This is a genomic window from Ruegeria sp. YTSA144 (assembly GCF_059610125.1).
On sequence record NZ_JBXWNA010000007.1, the window covers coordinates 131220 to 146120 of the forward strand.

A 14901-nucleotide genomic window follows, 5' to 3' on the forward strand; every position below is an offset into this window, starting at 1 on the left:
GAAATGGCAAAAGCAATGAGCGGACAAAAACCTGTGAAACCGTCGCCTGACGGTCTGGCGGCATCGGTCAAGGCGGCCAAAACCAACGGTTTACCGCCCGTTCACCTCTGGAATCCTCCGTTTTGCGGCGATCTGGACATAAAGATCGCAAAAGATGGCACATGGAGTTATTTAGGCTCACCCATCACCCGTTTCGAGCTTGTGAAGCTTTTTTCCTCAATTCTTAAGAAGGAAGACGGCAAATACTACCTCGTCACGCCGGTCGAGAAGGTGGGAATCACTGTCGAAGACGCGCCGTTTGTTGCTGTGGATTTCGACCGGGACGGGGATGGAAAGGACCAGTCCTTGACCTTCACAACCCATGTTGGCGACAGGGCCGTGGCCGGAGTTGACCATCCGATCCGCATTGTAATCGACCCTGATACAGACGAACCCTCACCCTACATATTGATCCGCGACAACCTCGAAGCCCGCATAGACCGCAAAAGCTTCTACCGCCTCGTCGAGATCGGAACGCATCATGACGGCTGGTTCGGTGTTTGGTCAGGCGGGCAGTTCTTTGGCCTGATCCCCTCAGCCGACCTGAGCTGACCGGGGCGCGCGATCCTGTGCCAGCACGACAGCCATTGCAACAATGCCCGCACCCAGTGCCCGGGTCCAGTTCCACTCGTCCCCCAGCATCAGCATGATCAGCATCACGTAGAACGGGGCAACATTGATGTGAAAAGAGGCCAACGCAACGCCCAGCTTGCCGACGGAGGTGATGAAAAGGACCTGGCTGAGGCCCATGGAAACAAGCGCATAGATCATCAGCATGCCTGCCTGCTGCACGTCGAATGCAGTTGCAGGCATCACTTCCAGGCCAAACTGCGCCGATCCGAAAACCAGCAGCGACGCCATGCCCAGCCCTCCGACGAAGGTGATCGTGGTGCGCCCGGTCTGGCTGAGCTCGGGGAAGTCCCGGGCGGTTGCCATGCTGGCCCAGCAAAACAGCACCGTTGATCCAACCGCACAGGCCGCGCCCAGACCCAACTGTGCCGGGGCCAAGGCGCTGGTGGCGATCAGCCCGCCGACAACCGACACAAGAACGCCCAGCGCAAAATTCCACTTCAACCGGCGTGTGCCAGCAGCCAATTCAAGCAATGTGGCCACCAAGGGCGCACACGAGACGATGAGCGCCACCGTCACCGGGTCGGTCAGCTTTTGCGCCAAGATCAACAGGAACATTCCTAACCCGATTCCAAGGCCGCCGACGGTCATTGCATGACCCCAGCCGGCCGAAACAACCCGGCGCGGTCCGTCCATGATCACCCAGACCGGTACCATCACCAATACGGCCAGCGCCAGTCGCGCGGCCAACAGGGCAACGGGCGGCCATGTTTGCAACAGCACTTCGGCCGCCGGAAACCCGGCCGCCCATGTCAGCATCGAGGCCACGGCCAACCCGTTGCCCGACAAGGCAGAATACTGCCCCGCGGACGCAGAAAGGCTGTTCCCGCGGACGGGGTCTGGGCTCATCGCCATCGTTTCGAACCTTCTATTGGCACGGCGCCGGAAAAATGATTCGCCGCGATACCAGAAACGTTTCCGATTTCCTCGGGTCGATCTGGTCGAATTTCGACAAACTGTCGTTTTCTGTCACTTTCGCGGAAATCAACGCGCGGATAAGGTCGGGCCACCTGAAACCCATGGGCCGCCTATGCCAAAATTCGCCGCGAATATCTCGTTGCTCTTTGCCGAACTTCCGTATCTCGACCGGTTTCAGGCAGCGGCAGACGCCGGGTTCCGGGCGGTCGAGATCCTGTTTCCGTATGAACTTGCGGCAAAAGAAACCCGGCGGGCCTTGCTGGCCAACGGGCTCGAACTGGTTCTGATCAACGCGCCTCCGCCGAATTATACCGGTGGCACACCAGGTTATGCCGCCATCCCCGGCGGTGCGTCCCGGTTTCAGTCTGATATCCGCCGCGTTCTGCGCTACGCTCAGGTGCTGCGACCGGGCTTCATTCATATCATGTCCGGATACGCAGCGGGGACGGATGCGATGGACTGCTTCGTGCACAACTTGCAGTGGGCTGCCGATTTCGCACCGCAGCAGACTTTCACGATCGAACCCCTCAATCCGATGTCCCAACCCGGCTATTTTCTGAACGACTATGATCTGGCGGCCGAGGTACTGGGCCGCGTGGATCGCCCGAATGTCGGTCTGCAATATGACAGTTTTCACGCACATATGATCCACGGCGACGCGCTGGCCGTCTGGGAGCGTTTTCACCCAAGTGTTGTCCACGCCCAGATCGGGGCCGCCCCCGAACGTTCTGAACCGGGGCGCGGGCCCACGGATTTCGCGCAGCTTTTCGCGGCAATGGATGATGCTGGTTACACCGGTTGGGTCAGCGCCGAATACGCGCCTTCTACCCGGCACACCGAGGCATCTCTGCACTGGATGCAATAGGCCTGTGCGCCTGCGCACTGGAAATCACATTTCGAATGCCGCATATGAACCGGCAAATCAGCAGAGGAAGAGCCGCATGATTCCCGCCCGTTTTGCCCCCGTCCTGTTTGCCTTCATCCTGTCAGGGCTGATGTCCTGCATCGTGACCTGCATCGCAACAGTCAAAGAGATCGGGCTGGGCCCCGAGACACTCGCCAGTTGGATGGGTGCCTGGAGCGTCAGCTGGCCGGTGGCCTTCGCGGTGGTTCTGTTCGTGGCCCCGCTGACCCGCCGGTTAGTCGCGCTGTTGGTCAGGCCCGAGGCCTGACCTGCCGCGAAGATGGCCCGCCGGGCCTGATGAGCGGCATGGCGCTTGCTAATGCGCCTCGGCCCAGTTGGCGCCTTTGCCCGCATCCACCGTCAGTTTCACGTCCAGCTTCACCGCCGGGTCGGGCGCGTTCTCCATAACGTCGCGTGCAATCTCGATGGTATGATCCACGGAATCCTCGGCGACTTCGAACAACAGTTCGTCATGGACCTGCAACAGCATCTTGGCGGGCAGCCCGTTGATCGCACCCGGCATCCGCACCATCGCGCGCCGGATCACATCCGCTGCCGTGCCCTGAATCGGCGCGTTGATCGCCGCCCGACGCGAGAAGCCAGCATGTGGCCCCTTGGCGTTGATCTCGGGCGTGTGGATTTTGCGCCCGAACAGGGTTTGGACATAGCCGTGCTCTTTGGCAAATGCCACCGTGTCATCCATATACTGGCGAATGCCCGGAAAGCGTTCGAAATAGCGGTCGATGAATCCCTGCGCCTCGGCCCGCGGGATGCGCAGGTTGCGTGCCAGGCCGAAGCCCGAGATGCCATAGATCACGCCAAAATTGATCGCCTTGGCCTGACGGCGGATATCCGGCGTCATCTCATCCAGCGGCACGTCGAACATCTCGGATGCCGTCATCGCGTGAATGTCCAGCCCATCGGCAAAGGCCTGTTTCAGAGTCGGAATGTCGGCGATATGTGCCAGGATGCGCAGCTCGATCTGGCTGTAGTCGAGGCTGACCAGAACATTGCCCGCCTCGGCGACAAAGGCCTCGCGGATACGGCGGCCCTCCTCGGTGCGCACGGGGATGTTCTGCAAATTGGGGTCGGTCGAGGCCAGACGCCCGGTATTCGCCCCGGTGATGGCGTAAGACGTGTGCACCCGGCCCGTGTCGGGGTTGATATGGGTCTGAAGCGCGTCGGTATAGGTCGATTTCAGCTTGGACAGCTGGCGCCAGTCCAGCACCCGGCGCGGCAATTCATGCTCGGTCGCCAGATCTTCCAGCACATCGGCGCCGGTCGAGTACTTGCCGGTCTTGCCCTTCTTGCCACCTTCCAGGCCCATCTTCTCGAACAGGATCTCGCCCAGCTGCGCGGGTGAGCCGACGTTGAAGGTTTCGCCGGCCAGCTCGTGAATTTCAGCCTCTAACCCGGCCATTTTCTGGGCAAAGGCGTTCGACATGCGGCTCAGCACATCGCGGTCGACCTTTATGCCGTGCATCTCCATTTCCGTCAGAACCGGCACCAAAGGGCGTTCAAGCGTCTCGTAGACAGTCGTCACCTGCACCCGGTGAAGCTGCGGCTTGAACAGTTTCCACAAGCGCAGGGTGATGTCGGCATCCTCGGCGGCATAGGCGGTGGCCTCGTCGATCGGCACCTTGTCGAAGGTGATCGCCGATTTGCCCGACCCCAGCAGCGGTTTGATCGGGATCGGCGTGTGGCTCAGGTATCTCTCGGACAAGGTGTCCATCCCGTGCCCATGCTCGCCACCGTGCATGGCGTAGGACATCAGCATCGTATCATCGATGGGGGTCACATTGATGCCGTGACGCCTGAATATCTTGGCGTCGTATTTCATGTTCTGCCCGATTTTGAGGATCGAAGGGTCCTCTAGCACCGGCTTCAGCAGTGTCAGCGCCTCATCCAGCGGCATTTGCCCTTCAGCCAGCGCGTCTGAGCCAAACAGATCATCCGCCGCACCATCGCGGTGGGTCAGCGGGATGTAACAGGCTTCGCCAGCCTCGACACACAGCGAAATACCGACCAGATCGGCGATCATTTCATTCAGACCGGTGGTTTCGGTATCCACCGCAACCCAGCCTCGCTCATGGGCCTGATCAATCCACTTTTGCAGAGCCACTGCATCACGGACACATTCATACTTCGCCGAGTCAAACGGGATCGTCTCGGCCTCAACTTCCTTGGCCGCAGGCGCCGGTGCATCGGCGATGGCCGGTGCTTCGACGCCCAACTTGTCAGCGATCCGTTTGGTCAGTGTGCGGAACTCCATATCCGCCAGAAAACTCAGCAGGGTCTCTGCGTCGGGCTCCCGCACTTCGAGATCATCCAGCGTGAAATCCAGCGGTGTGTTCTCGTCCAACTGCACCAGTTTCTTCGACAGTTCGATCTGATCGCGCTTGTCGATCAGGGTTTGCCGGCGCTTGGGCTGTTTGATTTCCTCGGCCCGGTCCAGCAGTGTTTCCAGATCACCGTATTCGTTTATCAGAAGGGCAGCCGTCTTGACCCCGATGCCCGGGGCGCCCGGCACGTTGTCGACGGAATCGCCGGCCAGCGCCTGAACATCCACAACGCGCTCGGGGCCAACTCCAAACTTCTCGATCACCCCATCCCGATCAATACGCTTGTTCTTCATCGCATCCAGCATCTCGACACCGTCACCGACCAACTGCATCAGATCCTTGTCGGAGCTTACGATGGTCACGCGGCCCCCAGCCTCGCGCGCCTGCACGGCAAGGGTGGCGATGATGTCGTCGGCCTCATAGCCTTCGAGTTCCTTGCAGGCGATGTTGAACGCTTTTGTCGCCTCGCGGGTCAGTGGAATTTGCGGGCGCAGGTCCTCGGGCATCGCTTCGCGGTTGGCCTTGTACAGGTCGTACAGATCATTCCGGAATGTGTGCGACCCCTTGTCGAAAATCACCGCCACATGGGTCGGTGCATCCGGCCCCGCGTTCCCTTCGACATATTTCTGAAGCATGTTGCAGAACCCGGACACCGCCCCAATCGGCAAACCATCCGACTTGCGGGTCAGCGGTGGCAGCGCGTGATAGGCCCTGAAAATAAAGGCCGATCCGTCGATCAGATGCAGGTGACACCCTTTTCCGAATTTGCTCATGCGCGCGCTCCCTATCGGTCAGGGATGGTTCTGCCACAGGGTCGCGCGGGTGACCAGCCAAGAACGCAGCCTAACCGCCAAACAGCCCCGAGAAGACGTCAGAGAAACTGTTCAGCAAAGCCATGATCACCAAAACCCCAAGCAACGCAAAAAACGCAAAGGCAAAGAACTGGAAAAGGATTGCCCCCGTACCGATAACCATTCCGGCGATGGCAGGGCGCCGCTTTTCGTGACGCAGGATGCCAACGGCCGAGATGACGATCGCAAGCCCGCCCAGCATGGCAACACCGATCCGCAGGAAATCATCCAGATCGCGGGCGCGGGCAACGGGCTCGGGTTGTTCCATCCCCGCGGCGGCCCTCAGGGTCGATTTGCCGATCTCGGCTGCCAGTTCACCCAGCGACACACCCGCAGTCTGCTGAGGTGCAAAAGGCCCCGCCCAGAATACGAACAACGCGGCAATCAACGCCAAAGACGCGATGCCGAACCCAACCCATCCGAAAACCGGGTCAGCATTGTCAGTGGTCGAAATTCCGGTCATCACGTATCCCTGCTTTGGTAGCTCCAAAGCACTATCATGAAAACCGGGGCAAGATTTGGGCGAAACCCGGTTGGTCGGGCAATCAGCCCTGTTCGGTGCCTTTCAGCACATATTTGCAGTCGCAATACGGGCACTCGACCCAGCCTGTATCCTCGGGGATTTGCAGCCAGACGCGCGGATGGCCCAATGCGCCTTCGCCGCCGTCACAGGCGACACGGGCGGTTTCAACGATCTTGGTTTCCGGCGCTTCGATGGTCACGGCTGGCGATCCTTCTTCGGTTGTCGGCCTCGCGGGCATGCATTAGGTGCGTTTATGAGCGATGAGCAATCCGGGGGCAAGAGCCACATGAGCGATGCGGCAATCAGGATAGAAGGTCTGCGCAAAACCTATCGTGGCGGCAAGGGTCAGCCTGAGAAACACGCGCTGAAAGGCATTGATTTGACTGTTCCCAGGGGTTCGGTTTTTGGGCTGCTGGGCCCGAATGGCGCCGGGAAATCGACCCTGATCAATATTCTCGCCGGGTTGGTGGTGAAGTCCTCGGGCCGTGTATCGATCTGGGGTTTCGATCAGGATCAGAATCCGCGACAATCCCGCGCCGCGATTGGTGTCATGCCGCAAGAGCTGAACCTTGACCCGTTCTTCACCCCTCGGGGTGCATTGGAGGTTCAGGCAGGCCTGTACGGCGTCCCGAAATCCGAACGCCGCAGCGATGAAATCCTTGAACTGGTCGGCCTCAGCGACAAGGCCGAGGCCTATGCCCGCACGCTGTCGGGCGGGATGCGGCGGCGGCTGCTGCTGGCCAAGGCGCTGGTCCATCACCCCAAAATCCTGGTGTTGGACGAACCCACGGCAGGCGTGGACATCGAGCTGCGCCAGATGCTGTGGGCCAATGTGCGCAAGCTGAACGAACAGGGCATGACCATCATCCTGACCACCCACTATCTGGAAGAAGCGCAGGAGATGTGCGACGAGATCGCCATCATCAACCACGGTGAAAAGATCACTCAGGACAGTACCGCAAACCTGCTGGGCCGCATGGACAGCCGGACCATGGTCATTGTTCCCGACACCCCGGTGGTCGACCTGCCGGTGACCGAAGGCGTCGAGGCCAGCTTACGTGAAGACGGCAGCCTTATACTGCAATATCGCAGCGCCCGGACCAGCGCCGAGCAGGTTCTGGAATCCGTCCGGGCGGCCGGCATCCGCATCCGCGACGTGCGCACCGAAGAGGCCGATCTCGAGGACGTGTTCCTGGCCCTGACCTCCTCGCGCGCCGACGATGCCCCGGCCGACGATCAGGACCAGCCACGCCGGGGCTTGCACCGGGTCAAGCTCTAAACCCGGTCTATCCGCGCTTGGTAGCAGTTGTTCCGTGCCGATCTTACGTGAATATAGGCCACGTCCGGGCGGGCAAAGATGGCGCTGACTTTTGCGTCGATCTGATCTTTTGGCGTGATTGCCCCGGTGCCATAAACGATCCGGTCATCTGGTCCATACCCCTTGATCAGATAGTCCGGTGCAGTGGTCAAAATCTCGGGCAGGGCGTCGCCTTCATAGCGCTTGCAAGGCGTTGCGCACAGAAAGATCGGTCCTGTTTCAGCGTAGGGATGTGGCTCTAAAAAGGGGCGATGCGCCAGTATCAGCATCTCTGCGCCTTCGGGGATGTTCCTCAGGCAGTGGCGACAGGGATTGCCAGCCCCCGACGAAACGGCGCGCTCGGGCGTGTGGCCATAGGCATCAGGCTGACCTGCCTGAAGGGCGCGGACTTCGTCAGTGGGCAGAGCGGTGATTTTGAACATCTCGTGTCTCCTTTTTCTGCAACCATGCGCGCCTGTTCAGGTCCAGGCGACCCGTTTCCTGCGCAAAGGACTCGAAAAAGAACAAAACGTGAATATAATGTGGAATCGCCATGTATGCCGAACTGTCGATCACCTCGAACTTCACCTTCCTCACCGGGGCCTCGCACCCCGAGGAGTACATGGAGCGCGCCGTCACCCTGGGCCTGCCCGCCATCGCCATCGCCGATGACAACTCGGTGGCGGGCATCGTCCGCGCCCACACCCAGGCGCGCGAGATCGCCCGCAAGGTCCGTGAACGCCGCGCATGGGGCGAGCAGAACACGCCCATCGGCCCGCCCTGCCCCGATCACATCCCGAAACCGCCCTCGTTTCCGGTGCATGCGGTGCCGCGCCTGATCCCGGCGGCGCGGCTGCTCTTTACCGATGCCCCGCCCGTCACCGCCCTGCCCCTCAACCGGCAGGGCTGGGCCAACCTGTGCCGCATCCTGTCCACCGGACGGCTGCGCGCGGCCAAGGGCGACTGCATCCTGCACCTGTCCGACCTGTTGGAATTTTCCGGCGGTCTGCACCTGCTGCTGTGGCCACAGGCGGGCCGTCCGACCGGCGGCGCGAGCGGATGGCGGACACAGGCGCAACAGCTGACGCGCCGCTTTGCCGGGCGCATGCACCTGCTGATGCACCCCCGCTATGACGGGGCAGATTCCGCGTTTTTCTCAATATTAGAGACTGAATCCGACCATCTGGGCCTGCCCACCATCGCCAGCGCCGCACCGATGATGCATCACGGTTCGCGCCGCAAGCTGGGTGATGTGCTGACCGCCATCCGCCTGCGCCGCAAGGTGGACGATCTGGGCCGTCACGCGCTGGCCAATGGCGAGCAGCGCCTGCGCTCGGAACCCGAGATGCTGCGTATCTTCAAGGGCTTTGAGGACGCCGTGGCCCGCGCTTATGCGCTCAGCCAGGAACTCACATTCTCGCTGGACGAGCTGCGCTATGAATATCCCAGCGAGGGCAGCGACCAGGAAACCCCGACCCAGCGCCTGCATCGGCTGGCACATGAAGGGTTGAAATGGCGCTATCCCGCCGGGGCGTCCGAGAAAGCCAAAAAGATGCTGGCGCATGAGCTGACGCTGATCGGCAAGCTGAAATACGAGCCCTACTTTCTGACCGTCCGCGACATCGTCCATTTCGCCCGCTCGCGCGGCATCCTGTGCCAGGGGCGCGGCTCGGCGGCGAACTCCGTCGTCTGTTTCTGTCTCGGCATCACCGAGGTCAGCCCCGAGATGGGCACAATGGTCTTTGAACGCTTCGTCTCCGAGGCGCGGGACGAGCCACCCGACATCGACGTGGATTTCGAACATGAACGCCGCGAAGAGGTGATCCAGCACATCTATGAACGCTATGGCCGCCACCGCGCCGGGCTCTGCGCCACCGTGATCCACTATCGCGGCAAGCGCGCCATCCGCGAGGTGGGCCGCGCCATGGGCCTGACCGAAGACACGATTTCCGCCCTGTCCTCGCAGCTGTGGGGGTTTTTCTCGGCCTCGGGGCTCGAGGCGGAACGGATGCGCGAGATCGGCCTCGACCCCGAGGATCGGCGCCTGAAACAGACTCTAATGCTGGTTTATGAAATCAACGGCTTCCCCCGCCACCTGTCCCAGCATGTGGGCGGATTCATCATCACCGAGGGCCGTCTGGACGAGCTGGTGCCCATCGAGAACGCCACGATGGAGGACCGCACCGTCATCTGCTGGGACAAGGACGATATCGACACGCTGGGCATCCTCAAGGTCGATGTCCTGAGCCTTGGCATGCTGACCTGCATCCGCAAGGCGTTTGATCTGATTGGCCAGCACCACCAGGCCAGCTATACGCTCGCCACCCTGCCGCCCGAGGACCCGGCGGTCTATGACATGCTGTGCCGCGCGGATTCGGTCGGCGTGTTCCAGGTGGAATCACGTGCGCAGATGAACTTCTTGCCCCGGATGCGGCCGCGCAATTTCTATGATCTGGTGATCGAGGTCGCCATCATCCGCCCCGGCCCCATTCAGGGCGACATGGTCCACCCCTATATCCGCCGCCGAAACGGCGAGGAGGAGGTCAGCTTTCCCTCGGACGAACTGGGCGAGGTGTTGGGCAAGACGCTGGGCGTGCCGTTGTTCCAGGAACAGGCGATGCAGATCGCCATCGTCGGCGCGGGTTTCACCCCCGAACAGGCCGATCGGCTGCGGCGCTCGCTGGCGACCTTCAAGAAACATGGCAATGTCAGCGAATTCCGCGCCCTGTTCCTGCGCGGGATGCAGCGCAACGGCTATGACGCCGAATTTGCCGAGCGCTGTTTCTCGCAGATCGAGGGCTTCGGCTCCTACGGCTTCCCCGAAAGCCACGCGGCCAGCTTTGCGCTGCTGGTCTATGCCAGCGCCTGGATCAAGTGCCACCATCCGGGCATCTTCGCCTGCGCCCTGCTGAACTCGCAGCCGATGGGCTTCTACGCCCCCGCCCAGATCGTGCGCGATGCGCGCGCGCATGGCGTGCAGGTGCGCCCGGTCTGCATCAATGCCAGCTTCTGGGACAACGTGATGGAGCCCGACGGCCATGGCGGGCTGGCCCTGCGGCTGGGCTTTCGCCAGATCAAGGGCCTGAGCGAAGAGGACGCCAGCTGGCTGACCGCCGCGCGCGGCAATGGCTACCACCAGGTCGAGGATGTCTGGCGCCGCGCGGGCCTTGGCCCCTCGGTGATCGAGCGGCTGGCCGAGGCCGATGCCTTTGCCGCCTGCGGCCTGACCCGGCGCGAGGCGCTGTGGCAGGCCAAGGCGATCGCCACCGCCAGGCCCCTGCCGCTGTTCGCGCAGGATCTGGAAGGCGAGGCGCTGGACGAACCCGCCGCCCATCTGCCCCGGATGTCGCTGGGCGAACAGGTGGTCGAGGATTACGTCGCCACCCGCCTCAGCCTGCGGGCACACCCAGTGGCCCTGCTGCGGCACCTGCTGACGCCGGGGCAGCGCGACAATACCACCTCTGTCACATAACGCCGGAACCGCCTATCTGCCAAAAAACAGAGTCGAAAACAGGCCACCATGATCAGACCAACCCTTCCGCCGCGCTTTCCCGCGACGCCCGAGCAGATCAACGCACAGGTTCGCGCCTTTTACGCCCGTGTGCGGCAGGACGCGGTACTTGGACCCGTATTCGCCAACCATGTCACCGACTGGTCCGCGCATGAGGAAAAGATCGCATCCTTCTGGCGCAACGCCATCCTGTTCGAGCGCAGCTATGACGGCAATCCGCAGCGGGTGCATATCGAACGACCGGACGTGAAGCCCGAGATGTTCGCCCATTGGCTGGACCTGTTCGAAGAGGTCGCCACCCAGACCCTGCCCCCGGAAACCGCCACACCCTGGGTCGCTCTGGCGCGCCGCATCGGTGTTGGGATGAAGGCCGGGGTGCAATCGGCCCGCCAGCCCAAGGACGCGCCACCAATCCTGCGTTGAGCCCACGTCATGGCTGCCTTGCGATGTTAGCGGTAAATTGGGGGCTATGCGGGTCGAGAAAATAGCGTTAGTCAGAGACAAGACAGCCCCTTTTGCGCTGCCCCTTCACATCGACACATCACCCGAGGCCGACCCATGAGCACTCAGAACACCACCCTCCGGGGTCTTGGCTATGCATTCGCGGGCTTTGCAGTCTTTGCGACCCATGACGCGCTGATCAAGACGCTGGGCGGGACCTACTCGGTGATGCAGATCATCTTTTTTGCCACGCTGTTTTCCTTTGTCCCGATGGCCGTGACGATCTTGACGGACCGGACCACGGGCAACTTTCGGCCGCATCACCCCTGGTTGGTGTTGCTGCGCTCAGGTCTGATGGTCACGGCCATGTCCTGTGCGTTCTATGCCTTTTCGGCCCTGCCCCTGGCCGAGGTCTATTCGTTGCTGTTTTCTTTCCCGCTGATCGTCACAGTCCTGTCGATTCCGATACTGGGCGAAGTCGTCCGGGCCCAGCGCTGGGCTGCGGTTGGCATGGGTCTGATCGGGGTGCTGATCGTCCTGCGCCCCGGCGCGACCGAGATCACCCTGGGCCACCTTGCCGCCCTGACGGCCGCGTTCTGCAGCGCCTTCGCATCGGTGCTGGTGCGCAAGATCGGGAACGAGGAACGCTCGGCCGTCCTGATCCTGTATCCGATGCTGCTGGCGATCGCGGTCATGAGCCTGGCGCAGCCGGCGGTCTACCAGCCGCCGTCCCTGCTTCATCTGGCGATGATGGCGCTGGTCGGCGTGTTTTCGGTGATCGCCCAGCACCTGATCATCCTGGCCTATCGGGCTGCGCCCGCCGGCGTGGTCGCCCCCAGCCAGTACAGCCAGATCATCTGGGCCACGATATTCGGTGCCGTGTTCTTTGGTGAACGGCCCGACAAATGGGTGGCCGTGGGGGCCGCGATCATCATCGCGTCCGGTGTGTTCGTCGTCTGGCGCGAGAGCCGGGCCAATGTATCGCCGAACAAACCGGTTCTGCGCGTCCGCTCGCCGCGGTCCGACACCGGGGCCTCGGCGCGACTGGGGTCGTAGGGCGTCTGCTACTGATCTTTCAATCTGATCTTCAGGCCGCCGTTTTCGCCTGTTTCCTCGAACTTCCCGATGGCTCGTACCAAGTCGCTCAGCCGCTTGAAGCCATAGGTTCGCGTGTCAAAATCCGGATAGTTCATGCTGAGCTGACTGCCTAGCCAGCCAAGGCCCGCCCACCCGTCCGGTTCCTCGGATTTGAGCACGACATTCCGGATCAACTGATAAGCATGGTTCAGTTCTTGTTTGGCAGAGGGCTTCTTAGCTTTCTCCGGGGAATCGTTCGCCTGCACCTCCTCCTTTTTTATATTCTCGATGTAGATGAACCGGTTGCAAGCCGCGACAAAGGCTTTGGGCGTCTTTTCCTCGCCGATTCCGAACACGCTCAGCCCCTGTTCGCGGATGCGGCTGGCCAGGCGGGTGAAATCGCTGTCGGATGACACCAGAACGAACCCGTCGAAGCGGCCCGAATGCAGAATGTCCATCGCGTCGATCACCAGGGCGATGTCCCCGGCGTTCTTGCCGGTGGTATTGGCGAATTGCTGATGGGGGACGATGGCGTATTCCGCCAGTTTCTCGGCACTCCAGCCCTGCGGGATACCGCCGGAAAAATCGCCGTAGATCCGGCGCAGACTGGCCTCGCCCAATGTGGCGACTTCTTCGAAGATTTCGGCGACGTGTTTTGCCGGAACATTCTCGGCGTCAATCAGAACGGCAAGGCGTTCTGTGGTGGTGTTGGTCAACTTGGTCTCTCAATTCAGACGTATAATTCTGACCGTAACATAGGGGCAAACGCGGGCGGGTGTAACCCCGCCCGTTCATATTGAGGAATTAGTAGATCACCACCGACCGGATGCTTTCGCCCTTGTGCATCAGGTCGAAGCCGGTGTTGATATCGTCCAGACCCATGGTGTGGGTGATCATCGGGTCGATCTCGATCTTGCCTTCCATGTACCAGTCGACGATCTTGGGCACGTCCGTGCGCCCGCGCGCGCCGCCGAAGGCGGTGCCGCGCCAAGACCGGCCTGTGACCAGCTGGAACGGACGGGTCGAGATCTCGGCCCCCGCGGGCGCCACGCCGATGATGATCGATTCGCCCCAGCCCTTGTGCGCCGATTCCAGCGCGGCGCGCATCACCTGCACGTTGCCGGTGGCGTCAAAGGTGTAATCCGCACCGCCCTTGGTCAGGTTCACCAGATAGGGCACCAGATCGCCCTCGACCTCGGACGGGTTGACGAAATCGGTCATGCCGAATTTCTCGGCCATCTCGACCTTGGCCGGGTTCAGGTCGACGCCGACGATCTGATCGGCCCCGGCCAGACGCAGGCCCTGGATCACGTTCAGACCGATACCGCCCAGACCGAACACGATGGCACGACTGCCGATTTCCACCTTGGCGGTGTTGATCACCGCGCCGATGCCCGTGGTCACGCCGCAACCGATATAGCAGATCTTGTCGAACGGCGCGTCCTGACGCACCTTGGCCAGCGCGATTTCCGGCAGGACCGTGTGGTTCGAAAAGGTCGAGCAGCCCATGTAGTGCAGGATCGGATCCCCATCCAGCGTCGAAAACCGCGAGGTGCCATCGGGCATCAGGCCCTTGCCCTGCGTCTCGCGGATGGCCTGGCACAGGTTGGTCTTGGGATGCAGGCAGTATTCGCATTCGCGGCATTCCGGGGTGTAGAGCGGGATGACGTGATCGCCCGGCTTCAGGCTCGTTACGCCTGGGCCGACCTCGACCACGACGCCGGCGCCTTCATGGCCCAGAATGGCCGGGAACAGGCCTTCGGGGTCGGCGCCCGACAGGGTGAATTCATCCGTATGACAGATGCCGGTGGCCTTGATTTCAACCAGAACCTCGCCCGCCTTGGGGCCTTCGAGGTTTACGTCCATCACTTCCAAAGGTTTGCCCGCCTGTACGGCGACGGCAGCACGGGTACGCATGGTATTTGTCTCCCTGTCACTTTTGCCCCGACCCTGCGTCAATTGCAGGGTGTTTTCAACTGTGCTTTCTTGGCAGGTCGGCTAATTATTTGATATTGCAGAAACGACATTGCCAGAATGAGGAACGCCAATGCTCCGTTTTTTACCGATCTTTATCCTTCTGGCGGCCTGCGCAGACACAAGCATTCCGCAGGATGTTGCCGTTGTCTCAGAAGATGCACCGGTCGATCTGGCCTTTTGCAAGGGTGAGCCGTTTGCCGATACCGTTGGCCAGCCGATTTCGACCATTCAGGCGAACCTCCCCGAGCGGTCGCGCGTACTTGGACCCGATGACATCGCCACACAGGATTACCGCATCGACAGGCTGAACGTCTATGTGGACGGCGCCGGTGTTATTCAGCGTCTGACCTGCGGGTAAGCGTGGACTCGGCAGGTGATTCTCGGATAAGAA

General features: G+C 61.5%; 15 protein-coding genes. 8 read left to right on the plus strand and 7 right to left on the minus strand.

The genetic code is table 11. From position 1 onward, the window contains the following. Window positions 1–15 precede the first annotated feature (15 nt). Window positions 16–591 carry a DUF1285 domain-containing protein gene (locus AC2FF8_RS15450; RefSeq protein ID WP_496880127.1) on the plus strand — a complete coding sequence of 192 codons (576 nt, stop codon included), beginning with the start codon at window positions 16–18 and terminating at the stop codon, window positions 589–591. On the opposite strand, the gene AC2FF8_RS15455 is transcribed toward AC2FF8_RS15450, so the two are convergent. Next, a complete protein-coding gene (locus tag AC2FF8_RS15455; RefSeq protein ID WP_496880128.1) occupies window positions 574–1524 on the minus strand; it encodes a DMT family transporter in 951 nt (316 codons plus the stop codon). The two genes, AC2FF8_RS15450 and AC2FF8_RS15455, sit on opposite strands and share 18 nt — an antisense overlap. Window positions 1525–1699: 175 nt before the next feature. Between AC2FF8_RS15455 and AC2FF8_RS15460 the strand changes: the two genes are divergently transcribed. Together AC2FF8_RS15460 and AC2FF8_RS15465 are read left to right on the plus strand one after the other, a co-directional pair. Beyond that, complete coding sequence (locus AC2FF8_RS15460) at window positions 1700–2452, plus strand: hydroxypyruvate isomerase family protein (protein WP_496880129.1); 753 nt, start codon at window positions 1700–1702, stop codon at window positions 2450–2452. Window positions 2453–2528: 76 nt separating this feature from the next. Then, window positions 2529–2759: a DUF2798 domain-containing protein gene (locus AC2FF8_RS15465; RefSeq protein ID WP_170346776.1), complete on the plus strand. Its 231-nt coding sequence runs from the start codon at window positions 2529–2531 to the stop codon at window positions 2757–2759. Between the two features lie 48 nt (window positions 2760–2807). On the opposite strand, the gene polA is transcribed toward AC2FF8_RS15465, so the two are convergent. From polA to AC2FF8_RS15480, 3 genes are all read right to left on the minus strand, one after another. After that, window positions 2808–5606, minus strand: a complete 2799-nt coding sequence (gene polA, locus AC2FF8_RS15470; RefSeq protein ID WP_496880130.1) for a DNA polymerase I — start codon at window positions 5604–5606, stop codon at window positions 2808–2810. Between the two features lie 70 nt (window positions 5607–5676). Further along, the gene (locus AC2FF8_RS15475) at window positions 5677–6147 is read right to left on the minus strand and encodes a hypothetical protein (protein ID WP_170346778.1); all 471 of its coding nucleotides are present in this window, start codon (window positions 6145–6147) and stop codon (window positions 5677–5679) included. Window positions 6148–6229: 82 nt separating this feature from the next. Further along, window positions 6230–6406 carry a zinc-finger domain-containing protein gene (locus tag AC2FF8_RS15480; protein ID WP_170346779.1) on the minus strand — a complete coding sequence of 59 codons (177 nt, stop codon included), beginning with the start codon at window positions 6404–6406 and terminating at the stop codon, window positions 6230–6232. Between the two features lie 87 nt (window positions 6407–6493). On the opposite strand from AC2FF8_RS15480, the gene AC2FF8_RS15485 reads away from it, so the two are divergent. Beyond that, the gene (locus AC2FF8_RS15485; RefSeq protein WP_496880198.1) at window positions 6494–7486 is read left to right on the plus strand and encodes an ABC transporter ATP-binding protein; all 993 of its coding nucleotides are present in this window, start codon (window positions 6494–6496) and stop codon (window positions 7484–7486) included. Here the strand turns inward: AC2FF8_RS15485 and AC2FF8_RS15490 are convergent. Beyond that, entirely contained in the window at window positions 7483–7947 is a 465-nt protein-coding gene (locus AC2FF8_RS15490) for a DUF1203 domain-containing protein (RefSeq protein ID WP_170346780.1), read from the minus strand. The two genes, AC2FF8_RS15485 and AC2FF8_RS15490, sit on opposite strands and share 4 nt — an antisense overlap. A 110-nt stretch (window positions 7948–8057) precedes the next feature. Here AC2FF8_RS15490 and AC2FF8_RS15495 point away from each other — a divergent pair, with 110 nt between their 5' ends. The 3 genes from AC2FF8_RS15495 to AC2FF8_RS15505 all read left to right on the plus strand — a co-directional run bounded on the left by AC2FF8_RS15495 (window position 8058) and on the right by AC2FF8_RS15505 (window position 12512). Next, window positions 8058–10976, plus strand: coding sequence for an error-prone DNA polymerase (locus tag AC2FF8_RS15495; RefSeq protein ID WP_496880131.1), 2919 nt, complete (start codon window positions 8058–8060; stop codon window positions 10974–10976). A 48-nt stretch (window positions 10977–11024) separates the two neighbouring features. Then, window positions 11025–11438: a group III truncated hemoglobin gene (locus AC2FF8_RS15500; protein ID WP_170346782.1), complete on the plus strand. Its 414-nt coding sequence runs from the start codon at window positions 11025–11027 to the stop codon at window positions 11436–11438. A 135-nt stretch (window positions 11439–11573) separates the two neighbouring features. Next, on the plus strand, window positions 11574–12512 hold the full coding sequence (locus tag AC2FF8_RS15505) for a DMT family transporter (protein ID WP_257599577.1): 939 nt from the start codon (window positions 11574–11576) through the stop codon (window positions 12510–12512). An 8-nt stretch (window positions 12513–12520) separates the two neighbouring features. On the opposite strand, the gene AC2FF8_RS15510 is transcribed toward AC2FF8_RS15505, so the two are convergent. Both AC2FF8_RS15510 and AC2FF8_RS15515 read right to left on the minus strand, forming a co-directional pair. Continuing rightward, a complete protein-coding gene (locus AC2FF8_RS15510; protein WP_257599578.1) occupies window positions 12521–13249 on the minus strand; it encodes an NYN domain-containing protein in 729 nt (242 codons plus the stop codon). An 88-nt stretch (window positions 13250–13337) separates the two neighbouring features. Then, a complete protein-coding gene (locus tag AC2FF8_RS15515) occupies window positions 13338–14450 on the minus strand; it encodes an S-(hydroxymethyl)glutathione dehydrogenase/class III alcohol dehydrogenase (protein WP_496880132.1) in 1113 nt (370 codons plus the stop codon). A gap of 130 nt (window positions 14451–14580) precedes the next feature. On the opposite strand from AC2FF8_RS15515, the gene AC2FF8_RS15520 reads away from it, so the two are divergent. Further along, on the plus strand, window positions 14581–14868 hold the full coding sequence (locus tag AC2FF8_RS15520; RefSeq protein WP_257599580.1) for an I78 family peptidase inhibitor: 288 nt from the start codon (window positions 14581–14583) through the stop codon (window positions 14866–14868). The last annotated feature ends 33 nt before the right edge of the window (window positions 14869–14901 follow it).